7 protein-coding genes and 4 pseudogenes are annotated in these 15,128 nt (G+C 54.4%); 4 read left to right on the top strand and 7 right to left on the bottom strand.

Annotated elements, in window-relative coordinates:
• The first annotated feature begins 65 nt into the window (after positions 1-65).
• Positions 66-605, top strand: a complete 540-nt coding sequence (locus tag QQ977_RS17010) for a hypothetical protein (protein ID WP_285929027.1) — start codon at positions 66-68, stop codon at positions 603-605.
• A 65-nt stretch (positions 606-670) separates the two neighbouring features.
• Positions 671-994: a hypothetical protein gene (locus tag QQ977_RS17005; protein ID WP_006065881.1), complete on the top strand. Its 324-nt coding sequence runs from the start codon at positions 671-673 to the stop codon at positions 992-994.
• Between the two features lie 451 nt (positions 995-1,445).
• Here the strand turns inward: QQ977_RS17005 and QQ977_RS17000 are convergent, their stop codons facing one another.
• The 4 genes and pseudogenes from QQ977_RS17000 to QQ977_RS16985 form a co-directional block, all read right to left on the bottom strand.
• Positions 1,446-2,837, bottom strand: coding sequence for a Cdc6/Cdc18 family protein (locus QQ977_RS17000; protein ID WP_285929033.1), 1,392 nt, complete (start codon positions 2,835-2,837; stop codon positions 1,446-1,448).
• 1,055 nt (positions 2,838-3,892) lie between these two features.
• A pseudogene (locus QQ977_RS16995) lies at positions 3,893-4,284 on the bottom strand (type B DNA-directed DNA polymerase); the annotation flags it as partial.
• A pseudogene (locus tag QQ977_RS16990) lies at positions 4,276-4,482 on the bottom strand (hypothetical protein); the annotation flags it as partial. The pseudogenes QQ977_RS16990 and QQ977_RS16995, both read right to left, overlap by 9 nt.
• A gap of 243 nt (positions 4,483-4,725) precedes the next feature.
• Positions 4,726-6,171, bottom strand: a complete 1,446-nt coding sequence (locus QQ977_RS16985) for a ribonuclease H-like domain-containing protein (RefSeq protein ID WP_285929025.1) — start codon at positions 6,169-6,171, stop codon at positions 4,726-4,728.
• A 278-nt stretch (positions 6,172-6,449) separates the two neighbouring features.
• Here QQ977_RS16985 and QQ977_RS16980 point away from each other — a divergent pair.
• A pseudogene (locus tag QQ977_RS16980) lies at positions 6,450-7,082 on the top strand (SOS response-associated peptidase).
• Between the two features lie 73 nt (positions 7,083-7,155).
• On the opposite strand, the pseudogene QQ977_RS16975 reads toward QQ977_RS16980, so the two are convergent.
• Positions 7,156-7,939, bottom strand: a pseudogene (locus QQ977_RS16975) (Cdc6/Cdc18 family protein).
• Positions 7,940-8,263: 324 nt separating this feature from the next.
• Between QQ977_RS16975 and QQ977_RS17375 the strand changes: the two are divergent.
• Positions 8,264-8,764: an XF1762 family protein gene (locus QQ977_RS17375; protein ID WP_430540861.1), complete on the top strand. Its 501-nt coding sequence runs from the start codon at positions 8,264-8,266 to the stop codon at positions 8,762-8,764.
• 72 nt (positions 8,765-8,836) lie between these two features.
• Here the strand turns inward: QQ977_RS17375 and QQ977_RS17370 are convergent, their stop codons facing one another.
• Entirely contained in the window at positions 8,837-9,700 is an 864-nt protein-coding gene (locus QQ977_RS17370; protein WP_430540860.1) for a PD-(D/E)XK nuclease family protein, read from the bottom strand.
• Positions 9,701-9,704: 4 nt separating this feature from the next.
• On the bottom strand, positions 9,705-15,128 hold the full coding sequence (locus tag QQ977_RS16970; protein WP_285929024.1) for a DEAD/DEAH box helicase: 5,424 nt from the start codon (positions 15,126-15,128) through the stop codon (positions 9,705-9,707).

Genomic DNA, 15,128 nt, shown 5'->3' with positions numbered 1-15,128 from the left:
CGATTTTTCACGCCGTCGAAGGGCGACGGCGTGCGCGAACTCGTCACGTCGATTCAGCCGAAATCATGACCGAACGAACTGACATCGTCGAAACACAGAACGAAGGCGAAACAGAACACGATGAGCGAGTGTATTCAACAGATGGTGGAATTATAGCATCGACTCCTGCAGCTTCGACATCTGCTGAAGCTCTCCAGCAACCCACTATTGGCGAAGACCCGTGTCAGGAGGAACTCGAGCCCCGCAGTAAACGAGCTCGAACCGAAGAGATGGACGTCTCGTTGCTGCAGAAGGGAGGAGTCTATGAGGTGCAATCGGAGTCAGGAAACATCTACGAGATCGATGTCGCGAGTAAGACGTGTACGTGTCCAGATTTCACGAAGCGGGATCCAAGCGGTGGGTGTAAACATCTACGGCGAGCCGATCTCGAAATTCGGAATGGGAACGTCCCTCGCACCGATGGCCGTCTCCCGGAGACGATGGACATGGTCAAACAACTTGCAGCAGAAATTTATGAGTTGGACCAAGAGATCGAAAAACGAGAGGAGCGACGACGAGAACTCGAAGCTACGGCAGCGGTTATCGAGGAGTTCTCGATCCAGTAGACGAGAAATTTAACCAACAGTTCTAAGATATTGGCCAACAACGTTGGTTAACAGAGCCGTGACCCATGTCATACTCTCCACCAGACCCACCTCGCGAAGTCCCACCTGACATCGCTTCGAAGCTCGAGGAACAATCTCCAGAGGTGCTTCGGCAAATCGCTCGATTCGCCGAGGAGCTTGCCGAACATCGCGAGCGAGAAGCACGACTAGCTGAAAAAGAAGAGGATGAGGAGGTCGAAGACCGACCAGAGGACCTACCCGATGACGTTCCTTCGAAGGCGACGATCACAATCAAGGAGATCAACGACAATCGCTACTACTACTGGCAGTGGCGAGACGGAGAAAAAATCCGATCTCAATATAAAGGCCCCGTCAGTCCCGACGAGTAGACGAGATTGAACCAGAGCCGAAGGTTTGTTTCAGCACCATTGAACCCTCAGCAGACGACACCCCCCAGAGTGTGAATGGGATCGGTTTACCGACACCCCTCAGTGTGAATGGTCTACCACCAGGGGTGCCGTGATTGAGAAGCTCTTAACACCAGAAGTCCCCGAACGGTAGGAGGTTTCTCCACGACGTCCTCATCGAGGAGACCGACGACGATTAAAATCGTGGGATCCACCCCCCATTTTCGAGCTGTAAATCGGAGAGGGAGAGGAGACAGCACATCAACATGCTATACAACGTCGTATCTCTAAGGTCACCCACCCCCCCCCCGTTTTCGAGTAGTAACGAGACACCCCGACAAATGACACCCCCCATTTTCGAGCTGTAACCATCACCCGGGCCGCGAACACCCCCCGTTTTCGAGTAGTAAGTGCGGGGAGAATCTGAGCGAGATTAGTTCTTGCTCCGGAACTGCTTCAGCCGTTCGCGGACAACCGCGCTGATAGTCGCCTCTTCGTGAGCTAGATCTTCGAACCGGGAATCCTCACGAATCGTCTCCATAATCGTTTCCGGGTCCTCGGAGAGGGAGAAATACATATGCACTCCTCTGCCTCGCCCCTTGCCTCGACGCTCGGAGTCCAATACCCCGTACGTACTCTGCTCTGTGACGTGATTTACGAACGTCTCGCGACTGTACTGATCCGAATCCATCGTATCAGCAATGAATTGGTACGTCTTGAACGTAGGTCCAGCAGGTATCCACTCAGGATGTTCTCTTGCGTAGTGGGCAGTAGCCGCCACAGCGTAGATGGAGAGTTTCTTTTGAGTGGATATCCCGCTGATATGGCGTAGTTTGCGATTTTCGGTGTATTTCTCCTGGGCTTCACGGACATCAGTCTCGGTAACAGTGTCAGCTCCACGCCGCTCGGCTAATTCGCCAGCCCATCTGAGGAGATCAATTGCTTTCCGTGCATCTCCATGCGTTTGGGATCCGAACGCAGCAACAAGCGGAACGACGTCATCTGTGAGTGAGTCTGGCTTGAAGGCGTCTCGTCGGTTGTGGAGAATACTACGGAGTTGGTTCGCATCGTAATCGTCGAAGAAGATATCGTCAGGGTTGTAAGAACTCTGTGCGCGGCTGTTGAGGTCCTTCATGAAATCGGCGTAATTCGTGATAGTTGTGAGTGAGATCGGCCCATCAAAATCGGCGAGTTTTCGAGCCCGTGAAAGCTGGTAGATGAGAGAATTGTACTCTGCTTCCTGATACGGTCCCTCGAGCATATCGATTTCATCGAGAATGAAGATGACACCGTCATAGTACTCGCGCATCAGTTCGTACAGTCGCTCCAGCTTCTGATCTGTTGAGACTCCGGTTTGGGGAACACCAGGATCAACGCCGAGGTCGTCGGCAGCAGCTTTAACTAACCGATAGACAGCCCGATCTGCAGTCTTCGGCCCCTCGCAGTTGATTGAAATGACCCCGAAGGTCTTGCCTTGGGATTCACACAGTTCGACGATCTGTTTGCAGACTGCATGAATGATGAGCGACTTCCCAGTTCCAGAGGGACCACTCAGAAGCATATCTGGGATGCCTTCGTTCTGGAGCACAGGTTTCAGATTGTCGACGACACGGCCCAGTTGGTCATCACGACCGACGATACGATCCTCGTCGATGATGGTATCTGACCGAACGAGGTCTTTGTTCGCAAAGACCCCCCCAGACGACTCAGTTTGTAGTCGATCCCGGATTGAGATGCCACCACCGTTTGTTGCCTCTTGAGAAGAATTGGCGAGTTCCGAGCCATCCTCAAACGTCGACTGTGACGTATCTATCTCCTCACCCATCGACTCGGGATTATCAGGAGCAGCAGAGGAGGATTTGCGATCCTTTTCACCTTCTGGATGATTCGAACCTGCTCTACGTCCCTTTCGTCCCATTATGAACCCCCTCGAACTCTGGGTATAAAAATGTGGACCCTTGTGGAGTTGTAACCGGGTGAAAACAGGCTATCTAACAACTACAGCCGTGTATTCCCGAAACGAGTCAGATACCGTCTTCGGCATCTAACACCCTCCGTTGTCGAGTTGTAAGGGATCACCAGGAATCTCTATCGTCGAACCCCCTCGATGACCCAGACCCCCCGTTTTCGAGTTGTAAGACTTCGAGGAGCGTCATCACACTTGGTTCGATTCTCCCACCCGCCCCATTTTCGAGTTGTAAGTAACAGTGAGTCGCACTGAGTATAGAAGCAGATCTATATCGGCTGAATTTTGCGAATGATGCTTAGGGTGAAACGGTGTATCCCACACCCCCCGTTTTCGAGTAGTAAGCACCAGAATTGTCGCGAAAGGGCAACGCTCGTAGGAGCAGTTCACAAATGAGAGTCATACCATTTTACAAACATAATGGTTGGTGAAGTTCGTGTGGTGTACTCGAACATTCTACCCCCTCCCCCCTTTTTCGAGTTGTAAGTCGCCGGGTGCAGACCACTCCAGACCCTATGGAGTGAGAATGGAGTTCACAAAACAGGACGTAGAGGCGATGAAACCTGATAGTTCTCGCGATTGGGACCATGTGCGAGATGAGGAGATTCTCTATATCCAGAGATTCCAATCTTCTAGCTGGACTAGAAGATTTCTTTCTTTTGTCCCCATTGCGGATATGGTTAGATAACGCGCAACATAAACTTTCGCATTCCTAGTTGTAAGTTAGAGAAATGGATGTTCAGGTCTTCTATCACGTGTATCTGCCACAATCGGCTGTTCTGCAGCCCCTCTTCCTGTTCACCCCCTCCCCGTCGTCACGAGTTTACAACTCGAAAAAGGGGGGAGGGGGTTCGTTAGGCCCAGTCCGTGATATCAACTACACGTGTTCCATTGAATTCGCGTCGGATGTGGTTCTAATTCCAGTTAAAGGGAGACAGTATGCTCTCGACAGCTCGGACCAGCTGCGTCTCGTAGTACAATGTGTCGTAGGTGTCGATCTCTACGGGGCGAGGGCGACGCGGTCCCGTGAGTATTTCTTGTCGACGACGGCGTACTCGATATCCTGTCTGGGATGGACGGCAAGATCCTATTCGCGAGCCCGTTTCAAGGCCGCCACGTTCTGGGTATTCTGTGAGTAGCCTTCCAGCGGCTTGGAGACACGATTTCGCTCGACGGTCCGCTCCACCGCTACGTTTCCCGCCTGCAGTTCGTCGATTGCTCGTTCGAGACATCCGAGCACCACGTCCGGTGACCGCGTGGCATCGAGCCGGTCGAGACAGTCCCGCTGGACGTCACAGAAGGCGGGGCCATCGTGTAGGAGGAGGTGGTCGAGCACGAGCGACTGCAGGATCGGAACGCCCCGGCCTCCCTCGACGTCGAGCAGCGTGATGCCGTCGTCGAGCTGCGGCAGCAGCATCTCATCCGTAGCCGGATCGGCCTGATCATTGAGGGACCGATTGCGGTCAGCCCCCCGTGTCGGCTCTACGTTCCCGATAAGCCGCACCGTGGCCCTTCCATGTTTTAGGGAAGGGCTGGAAGGTATGTAGAACCGGACTCAGGCAACGGATTTCTGCCATCGTTCGACCGTTTCCGAGAACGTTTCCAGAGTGGAAGGCGGATAGCATCGTCAGATTAACCAACAGTTCGGGGAATCAAGCTCAATTATTGGTTAAGACTGCTTGAACCCTTGGTGACATCGAACTCTCGAAATGACATTTCTGCTGACGGCCCCGCACACCCTCCGAGCCTACGATCTGATGTGACCGACGATTGTTCTCAGCGCCGTTACATCGTCGATATTGTACTGTTTGAGTCGATCCCAGTCTGGTTCTTCGCCGTCAAGGAGATATCGCGTGTACTTGCTCCCGACCACAAATCCATCGACGGTCGGGTCTTGATATTCAAACCCCAGTGCATTCGATACGACGTCCAATTTATACCGATTGAAGGGCCCGAAGAGTTCCTGTTGGGCAGTTATCCCGAGGTCGTGTGCTCGCTCCAGATGGTTGATCCCCTCAGTAATGCCGTGTTCGTCGAACCTTCGACTTAGACACTGTTCATCGAAGTAGTTCCCTCCGTAATAGATGATTGGCTCGGAGCCATGATCATCAAGGTACTCAGACAGCTCCTGAAGGAGTCCTGACTCCTCGTCCGGATCGAAGAATTGTCGGTACGCATCGTTTTGGTAGCTGTAGGTGCCGACCAGCCAGATCCGATCCTGCTGAAGGTCCGTTTCTATGTCCAAGAGGAGAGGCTCCGTATCGTGAAGGTCGTCGAAGGCGGACTTGTTTAGAATCACGACCTCATCGTTTTCGAAAGCCTCTCGATGAGCAATCCACCGGTCCACGTGCCATGACGAGGCTCCAGGGAGGGCTTCGAGTTCGGCACGCCGTTCTTCGGTAATCTCATCTGGGCTAGTGATTCCTAACTCACTGAACTGTTCCACTCGGTTTCTCCCGATCTGGACGAGATCAGTCAGGCGGCTTCCTAGCAGATGGCGAGTGTCGTAGAACTCGTATTCGATAGACTCGTTCGAGGCGTCGATAGTGATGAGTGCGTATCTTCCTGGGTCGTCTAATCCGTCGTGGGATGCAATGTTGATCACCGTGCCGTAATCGAGGGTTTCAACTCTGCCTCCGAATTGATGGCAATGACCGCAGACGGTGGCTGGGGGCTGGATGTCGTCTATGAAGCTCCTGACGGCCTTCGACCCGATATGTTGTTGACCGAATCGCTTACCGATATCGAGAATGCCGAAAGGAGGGGTGTGAGTGACAAGAATCGGGGTTCTGTCTTCACAAGCGGTGCGTTGTTCGGAAAGGTGCTGTTGGACGTCGTCCTCGGAATAGGTGATGAGACCAGGACCTTGGGTTGATCCTTCCTGACCGATGAACACGAGGTCCTCGTAGGTGTATGGTGTCCTGTGGAGGTCGGTGGTAAATTCCGTATCGAATTGCGGACCGGTTGACGGGGGGAAGTCGTCGTTTCCTCGGACATAGAGTGATTGTTGGTGCTTCGTGAGGCGAGCAAGTTCTGCAAGATGATCTGTGTCAGTATCGGCGTTTTTGAAACGTGAGAGGTCGTCGCCGGCATACAGTAGTAGATCTGGAGTTGGTTCTACAGTTTCGAGAATGGTGTAGAGATCGTCAATCGGTTGAGAGCGCCAGTCAGATACGGCAAGTATGTGGGTCATTTTGTATGAGCGTAGTTAGTGTAGCCTCTTCTATCGTTTGTTTAGGTGTGCCGTCTGTCATTAGGAGGTTCTCCGCCCCCGTTGGCCACTATTCACCTGTCGGGCACGCACTAGCAGCGACGTCGATGTCTGGCTGTTTTCCAGGATCTGGCTCGAAGATCGCTGCCGTAGTTAACCAACAACCCTGGCTCGCTGGGACAATATGTTGGTTAAGAACGTCGACGTGATGGGGTTCCTGTGCGACCACGTTGAAGATGCTTGCCTCCGAACTCCTCGGTATGTGTGGCCGAAACTCCCTCTTCATCGATCAGGCCGACCTCGAGGCTCGCTTCGACGCCGAAGTCGTCACGGACGGCGGGTACACACCCCGGTACAACATTGCGCCTGGCGACGAGATCCACATCATCACGAACGAGGCTCCAGACGAGATCGGTGCCTACCACTGGGGACTGATTCCGTTTTGGGCGGACCAGCCCGAGGAGGGCATCATCAACGCTCGCTCCGAGACTGCCGACGAGAAACGCGTCTTCGAGCGGGCGTGGGAATCCCGCCCCTGTCTGGTCCCCTCGTCAGGCTTCTACGAGTGGAAGGCACCGAACGCCGGGACAAAACAGCTCTACCGGATTTACCGCGAGGACGACCCTGCGTTCGCGATGGCGGGGCTCTGAGACGTCTGGTAGGGCGACGACGAGACGATATCGTGCGTGATGATCCTCACGACGGACTCGAACGACCTGATGAACCCTATCCACGACCGGATGCCGGTCGTCCTCCCGCAGAACGCTGAGACCGAATGGCTCTCCGCAGGCCCGGATACCCGCAAGGACCTGTGCCAGCCGTATCCGAAGGATAATTTGGACGCCGACGAGATCTCGACGCGGGTTAACAACCCCGGAAACGACGATCCCTAGGTCATCGAGCCGCTGGACCACGAGCAATCGGGGCTCGGTGAGTTCACCTCCGGATAGGTGACGGAGTCCCTCGTCACTGCATCGGCGATGCGGCCGCCGAATCGACGAGCGAGTATTCTCGATCTTGACTCGTTCCCTCCACCTCGAGGAGGTTATACTGGGTCATCTTGGAGAGGTAGGTTCGGACCGTCCGTTTCGTCCGTGGATCGTCAACCTCGGGTCGTCAACGTCCTTGGTATAGCGCTCGTGTATCTCGCTAGGCCCGACCGGGCCGTAGTCATGAACGATGTTGTAGACGACCCGCTGGTGCGGGGTGAGTGAATCGAGGCTCTTCTGCTTGATTTGGGACCGGGCATCCTCGGCGGCGTCCAGGAGGATGTCGTCGGTGATTCGTTCGCGATGCATATGACCGCGAACTGTGGCAGGCTATGGAGATCGTAGATGACACTCGGGTCCTCTAGCTGGTCGACCTCGCCCAGAATGACCACGGTTCGAGGGCCGTCGTGCTGTTGGAGGCGGTCGATGAGTTCGTCGTGAGGCGTCGATTGCCGGTGGATGTCGATGGTGGCGCCGAGGTCGTCGAGGATCTGGTAGAGCGTCCGGAATTGGGTGTAGTTGCGCCAGCAGTTGACGTAGGTCGTCTCGACGTTGAGGACCTCTTCCCGGAGCCGTTCGGTGACGAACTTCGAGATACAGGTCTTGCCGGCGCCGCTAGGCCCGGTGACAATGGCCATGTCGGCGGGTTCACCGTTCGTAATAGGTCCGAGGACGCTGGAGAGGTGGTTGACTTCGGCGTCGCGATGCTCAACTTCCCGAGGGACGAACCCGACCCGGAGTACGCGAGCATCGCGGATCATTTGATTCTGACAGATGTTCGGTCAGGTCATAAAAGCCTGATTGGGTTGTTTCCGGAAAGGTCTACATTACTTCTGCTTGATCGCTTTTTTGATAGCTTCTAAGAGCACCTGAGTTTCACTAATATCTCTCTCAATAGGGATGTTCTCGGAAAGAGATATTTCTAGATGATCAGCATTCACGACTCGTCTACTCTACGAGTTGTGAGGTCTCTCGATAATCTTTGATTCGGACGTACTAACGCAGGAATATGGGTCCATTCTGGTGGTATCGTTCTGTTTTTTATGCGCCTGATTGGGTGAGGCGCAAGTTGCCTCAGGTAAACGATGAAAGATCCAATATCAGTACCTGACTCTGTATCGAATCTCAAACTAACCCGAGAGCGAAGCCGAAATGAGATCAACGATTTCCTCGAGTCGGATATGGTAGACCACAAATTGGGAGGTATCCCTGGATGGAAAGCTGCTTTCGGAGCTCGTTATGAGTCTAATCTAATTGCAGTCTGTGTTCTCGGCCGACCTGTGGCTCGAATGGTCGATGAAAATAAAGAAATCTCAATTACGCGGTTCGGATCGCGACCTGAAAGACCATCAAACACGGGTTCGTGGCTTATCGCTTGCGCCCGAAAGTGGGCGTTCTTAGAGGGGTATCAACGGATCTCTGCTCACGCTGGAGTAGCAGGTAACAAGGGGACGATTTATTCCGCGGCGGGTTTCAAGCTAGCTCGGGAAGAGAACGCCCAAGGTGATAGTTGGCAGTCGCGCGAAGGCCGGTCCTCAGTTGACGATTTTGTTCGTCGCAAGTGGATTTATCAATTGCGTGATTGAACTGTGCCATAATCCGATTTGCTTTGTATGCAGTAGATGATGTATAAGACGACCTAATTCGCACTTTACTACTTAGTTTGGTTCTGGCTCTTCACCCGTGACGTTTTGTCCATCTGTACACCGGTGAAGGTACGAACATTGGCTACACTTCTGGACCGCTGGATTTGTCTTGTAGGATTCGATGTCTCCCTTACTTGTCCAGAAGGCCCTATCATTCGTAATCCGGTCTCGGATCTGTCTCATGTCTTCCGTGGTCGGCACCATTCGGTCGAACTCCCCACTTCCAGTATGGGCTAATTGGATCCGAATCCGACTGAGTTCGGGTTCATACGCTTCGTGAGCATAGAGCGCATATGCTTGCATCTGTATTGTCGGGTTACTGAACCGGTCATACGAACCTGTCTTCCAGTCAGTAACGACAAAGTCTCCCTCTGGGTTTCGAGTACAGAGATCTGGTTGGACGGTGACGGGTTCTTCGGAAACTTCGAACGTTTGGCGCGTTTCGTGGGCGATATAGCGGTGGTCCTCAAGATGGGGCCAAATCACCCGGAAGAACTGCCTGATGTGATTTCGGGCTGTACGAACTAATGACCGCGTGAAGGAATCGCTATCGAAGGCTTTCCCATCCGTATCGTCAATCCGATCTGCAATCGTCTCAGTATTCGCTTCGACATATCTCTCAAGTTCGTCTTTCGCATAATCGGTTGCAGTCTGGAGATGGATGTTCTCACCCCGAGCCCATCGTGCAACCTGCCCCGCGAGAGATTCGTGTACGACAGTTCCCAGATAGGCCCCTGGCGACGGTGTATCCTCACTATAGTCCTCGGTAGACTCGGTATGTTGGTATCGATAAAAGAACCGCCGGGGGCACTCTTCGAACAGCTGTGCTGCCGACGCCGACCAGTTTACGTGCGCAAACTGTTCTGACCCATCCATGCGGCTATTGGAGTTGGTCGACGATCGAGTGAGCCACCTCTGGCAACCGTTGGGACAACTCGTAGTCTGAGTAGTCCTCGTCGTACGTCGCCGACGTCGGGGCACGTGAACGCCGCAGACTAGAACGAATACCAAATGTCATCGTCGTCCCGTCAATCTTGATCTCCCATTTATGGTCGTTAATCGCCCTGAGTGCAACGTCTTCTTCCTTCAACTCCAAGGCACGTTCGAGTTGCTTTATCAGGCTCTGTGTCTTTTCAGGACGAAGCGTTGGCGGCGTTCCCGCCTGTGCGTAATCGAGCAAGGCCAGGCCTTCGTGGCGATTCAACGAGTCGTGGAGATGACGGTTCTGATACCGGCGCAGGCAGTTGTGACACGCCGTATCGCATGAGCAGCTCTCGAGGATTGAACGGGCTTCCGCACACACGGCGTCGAATTCCTCCCAGACACGCGATGAGAAGCCAGCACCGCCGGCGGTTGTGTCGAAGAGGAAGACCTCGATAACGCCCCGTGCGTCGATGTCGGCGTGCTCTGCCGAACGAGTACGGAACCCACCTTCGAGTTCGTCATCTTCGATACCCAGCGCACGAGATGCACCCATGACTAATGCTTCAGCTAACGACTGCCCTGGTGTCTCGAACCATGCTTCGGATGGAACGAACTCCATCTCATCACCTAACGGGATTTGGAGGACGGTCAAATCACTGGGGAAGCGGTGGCTGAAACTCGTCGTGACTGTTGAGCCGGTACACTGGTCATCCCAGTCATATTCCCCAACAAATCGGAGATCCTTGGGGTATGGACGGGCGTGTGGGTTCGAGAGCGGGCCTTCGCGGCTAACGGCCCCACAATCGGTGCAGACCTCGAATCCATCCTCATCAGCCCCAAAGTTAGCGACAAGAAGCTGTTCGTCATTCATCTTCCCCACTATCGAATGGCCAATAGATTTCTCCTCTGCCATCTCGCTAGCGTTCTCACTCTCGTGAGAAGTCGACGTCAGCGGGTATTTCGGCTGTGTCGCGTAGGCTCGGTTCTCGTTGTAGTCTGATCCTTTCTCAGCTGCACCTGTCTCATCGACTTTCGGTGCAAATGCCTCCGGGGTGTACATTTGAAGGGAACTGACGGTCGCTCCCTCACAGACAGGACACTCCATATCCCTGGCTGCGAGACTCTCATCATGCTCGTCAAAGACCGTCTTACAGACATCACACCAGTTCAACCAATCGAGGTCTCCCCAGTCTTCGCCAGATACTCGGTTCTTCGGGTTGTCTGGGAATTTGACATAGACACCGTAGGACTCGTAGGTCTTCTTGTCAACGACGATTTCTCGGCCTGGAACGTACGTTGAGAGTGCCTGTTTCAGATCCCGAGACATCTGGTACTTGTTCTTCGGCTGTGACGACCCGGGCTCATTTTCGCGCACGACGAAATCGGCCACATCAGTTGGGAACGAGAACGTCGGAAGTAGGGCTGCATCCAGAAGGACGGAAAGTAAATCGTCGTCCTCCGTGGATTGCTCTTCCCATTCTGTCTTGGCTTCTAGCTCCTGAAGTTCGCTCAGGAACTCTGTAGCGGCGTCGCGGACTAATGCGACCTCCCAGTCGGATGAACGTCCCCCTCCTAGTGCATCCGGAAGGAGGGCACCCAATTGCTCGAGCGTCGACGACGAATCGGCGAAGATCTCTTCGTCCAGCCAGTCTTCGAACGCGGCGAGGGTTTGGTCGCCTTCTCCTTCAAAGAACTCGGCTGTACCTTTGAGCGAGCGGAATACGGCAGCTTCCGTCTCGACGGCCGATGGATCGAAGAACCGAGCAAGCAGCGAGGCGTTGATGTGCCGTCGGGCGATCTTTTCGTTGCCGGCGTAGATGACCGGTGCGTTACCCTCGCTCGTGATCATCTCTTCAGGATTCTCGAAGTAGTGTGACTCGTGAGGGGAGTTGTCCGCGAAGGTGACGATCGTCGAGAGGCCGGCTCCGCGACGTCCTGCCCGACCAGCACGTTGCTCATAATTCTCTGGTCCTGGCGGGACCGTCCGCATGGCCACGCCAGTGAGGCTCCCGATGTCAATCCCGACTTCCATAGTAGTCGTACAGCTTAACACGTCGATCGGCTGATCGGCCTCGGAGTCCCCGACGAGGATGTCCTGGAAGAGGAGTTCATACTCTTCGGAGCGTGCGAATGCCTCGGAGTTGTCCTTTGCACTCAGTTGTGCAGAGTGCTCTTCTGAACGCAGCGTGAGCGGGTCCCGTTCGCCATGGAGCACTTCGCGTGGCGGGTTCCGAAGGAAGTTCTTCCGTGCCTGGAGATGGATGTCATTGTCACTAACCGGACTGAGAGTTCCGCGACACCCATCGTAGGGACACGAATCATTGAGTGACACGACCGAGAACCGGCGACATCCTTCGCATCGGTACCAATCGTCGTCGAGTCGGAGATCGATTGTCGTTGCTTTCGGATTGACGAAGTAATTGCCGTGGGAGGCCCCAAACAACACAGGCTCTGTCGTCATCAACGCCCGTCTCAGACTATACCACGCCTCTTCTGGCACTTCGTCGTCGAGTGATTCTACAACATATTCAGGGATTATTTCGCTGTGGGGGAGCCCTGTATCGTCCGGGTCAATCCAATTTTGATAGGGATAGGAGTTCGAACGTCGTCTGGCTTCAATATTTGAATCAAATGCCCGTTCCTCGCAGGCATGACGAAGCGCCTCGATGAGGATGCTCTTGAGTTGGTCTGTCTCAATTTCAGGGACGGCTTCATCGATTTTCTCAAATACCTCCTCGGACGGCGCAATGTACCCGACGAGAGCGCCGGTGATGGAGTACTGTTCATCGCCCAACGATCGGAGGAGAAGTTCCTCATACTGGCGGGGACGCTCCGACAACGCATTGCGTGCGGCTGGCACCTCCGGAATATCGTCGATGGACTCAAGGTAGTACTCATCGACAATGTCGGACAGGTTCCCACGAATATCTTCGAAGTGGGAGCGTGAACCCTTATACACGACGCCCGACTGATTCGTGTATTGGTCGCTGTCGTCGAAGAATACGATGTTGTTTTTCGCACAGTAGACTGCGAACTCGGCGAACAACCGATCCATCGTGATTTCACCGTCCGCGGATCCAAAAATGTCGGTTAGAACCTCGCGGAACGAGTCGGATTCAACGTTCGATTGGAGATCGCGAGCTAAGCGGGCCGCCTTCTGTCGACCGTCAGAGAAGCACAATACCTTGCGCCCCTCGTTGGGGAACTCCTCTTTGAGTGGGTCGGTCGGCTGGATACCGAACATCGAGCGGACGCTGTGCGCGAATGGCTCCTCACCTTTGGTGACCAGATCTTCGACCTTCGTGTCGCCATTCGGACGGCGTCGCTCTTTGATCCCGCACGCCGGACATTGAGTCCAACTCCACGCACCGTCCTCGTTCGGCGGCTCTTTAGTCGGGACCTGAACCTCGATATGAGTGGTCGCCCCTTCGTCGTCCACGTGCCGATCATCAACAAGATGGCCGGAGGCAATCGAGAGGTTTCGTGAGGTCGTCGTCTCGGCGAGCGAACGGCCGTGTTCGTGGTCTGGATTTGGGTCATCCCGAGGTTCCTCAACTAAGAGATGAAGTTCGTCCAAGTCCTCGCTGCTCTCAGGATCTGACCACAGGAACGTCGGCCCGCGGTCGTCGTCAGAGCGTCGATACGCGCGCAGATATGCTGCTCCACAGGTGCGGTGGCTAATCAGTTCGAAGACACGACTGCCACAGGACTCACAGGTCGTGTGCGGATTACTGTAGATGCGCCCGAGGAGGTTCTCTCCCTCTGTAACCCGGCGGCCGCTGCATTCAGGATTGACACACGCATACTGGGCGGGGAGCCCTTTGAGGAACATATGCAGGCGCGTCGGAAGCAACGCCTGGTCCTCTCCCTGGCGGGCCTCGGTACAAAGATACAGAAGATTGCCCGTCGCCTCACGAGCCAGATCCTGATCGATGTCCTCGAACAACTCTTCGGCAAGCGCCGATAGGCGCAGTGGCTCTTCACGAAGGTGTTCGTGTGCTAACCTGAAGAGTGGGTCATCGACTAACTGGTCAGCAAGGTACGAACGGATCGATTCTACGTCATCACTTTCAAGAGGATCCCAGCCTCGTTCGCTCGCAACGTTGCGAATCTTCGATGGATCATCGAGTTGGTAGCCAATTCGCTCTAGGAGTTGCGCCATGCGTTTCTCGCTCGGTTCTCCGCCTTCGTACTCCACCTGCTCACCGGTGATTACTGAGAAATCGTCCGGATCTCCGGTTGTGAGCTGGGCCGCAAAGTCTGGGGCTGCTTCCTCTACGTTTTCACCCATCGTCGCACTCGTGAGAATGAAGCGCACACGTTCGCGAGATATCCCGAGTTTCTGGAGCAAGCGGCTCAACAGGAGCGCCACCTCTGCTCCTTGGGCGCCTCGGTAGAGGTGAGCTTCGTCAAGGACGATATTCAGCTCGTTCTCTTCGTCCTCGGCCAGCCATTCACGGGTATCCTCAAAGAGGGGTTGTTCGATCGGCCGGAGTAGCATATACTCCAGCATTGAATAGTTCGTGATCAGGAGATCCGGCGTCCCGCCATGGGGATTGCTTCCATCGCGGGTGTGCATCTCCTGACGCGTGAACAGTTCGGTGTCGCCAGGTTGAGTACGGAAGTGAGTCTCCTTTTTCTTATTCTTGTTCCGGAACCCTTCGAGATCCTTGGCTGGAATACGGCCTTTTTCTTTGAGTTGTTCGTAGAGGTCCGGCTGTTCTTCCTCTAACTTGAGATACCGATTGATGACCGGCTTGACCAGATTATCGTTCTTACTCTTGTCGTACTCCCCGTGATAGGGTGTACGACTCGTGTACATCCCGAACTGTACACGCCGGCCCATGTAGTCCTCAAGTGTATCTGCCCCGTCCTTGTCACCAAAGAGTAGGCGCATCCGGGAGAGTTGATCCGCGACGAGGGCGTTCATCGGATAGAGAACTAATGTCCGTATCCCACGTTGGTCAGCTGTCTCTCCTCGCGCTGCCTCTTGGGCGAGCTGACCCAGAATTGAGTAGAGGAAAATCTCGGTTTTTCCGGACCCTGTTCCGGTGGATACGATGAGATCGTCCTCTTCGTTGAAGAACGATTGGAGGGCGTCGGCCTGATGTTTGTACGGCGGATCGAAGATGTTGAGATCGTCGCTTTCGAGATCTTTTAACAAATCGACAACTTCGCTCGGCAGGCCCAATTCTCTGAGGGGTTCACCCGAAACATAGGTCGGTGTTGCCTCGACCCATGGTTCGGTGGCTGTCTCTCCCTCGTCCATCAGGGCACGACGTTCCTTGAGAAGCCGCGGGTGATGGAGGTGGTAACGTGATTCGATGTACTGTTGAAGATCGTTCTCGAGCTCTTCCGAGACTTCTTTGATTGATTTCAT

It is taken from the genome of Natrialbaceae archaeon AArc-T1-2, from assembly GCF_030273315.1.
GTDB lineage: Archaea > Halobacteriota > Halobacteria > Halobacteriales > Natrialbaceae > Tc-Br11-E2g1.
Note: the sequence above shows the minus strand (reverse complement) of the source record. Positions and strands in the feature narration are given on the sequence as shown.

Coding starts and splice junctions, on each gene's coding strand:
- QQ977_RS17005 (WP_006065881.1), top strand. CDS start 671: ATGTCATACTCTCCACCAGACCCACCTCGCGAAGTCCCACCTGACATC.
- QQ977_RS16970 (WP_285929024.1), bottom strand. CDS start 15,128: ATGAAATCAATCAAAGAAGTCTCGGAAGAGCTCGAGAACGATCTTCAA.
- QQ977_RS17375 (WP_430540861.1), top strand. CDS start 8,264: ATGAAAGATCCAATATCAGTACCTGACTCTGTATCGAATCTCAAACTA.
- QQ977_RS17000 (WP_285929033.1), bottom strand. CDS start 2,837: ATGGGTGAGGAGATAGATACGTCACAGTCGACGTTTGAGGATGGCTCG.
- QQ977_RS16985 (WP_285929025.1), bottom strand. CDS start 6,171: ATGACCCACATACTTGCCGTATCTGACTGGCGCTCTCAACCGATTGAC.
- QQ977_RS17010 (WP_285929027.1), top strand. CDS start 66: ATGACCGAACGAACTGACATCGTCGAAACACAGAACGAAGGCGAAACA.
- QQ977_RS17370 (WP_430540860.1), bottom strand. CDS start 9,700: ATGGATGGGTCAGAACAGTTTGCGCACGTAAACTGGTCGGCGTCGGCA.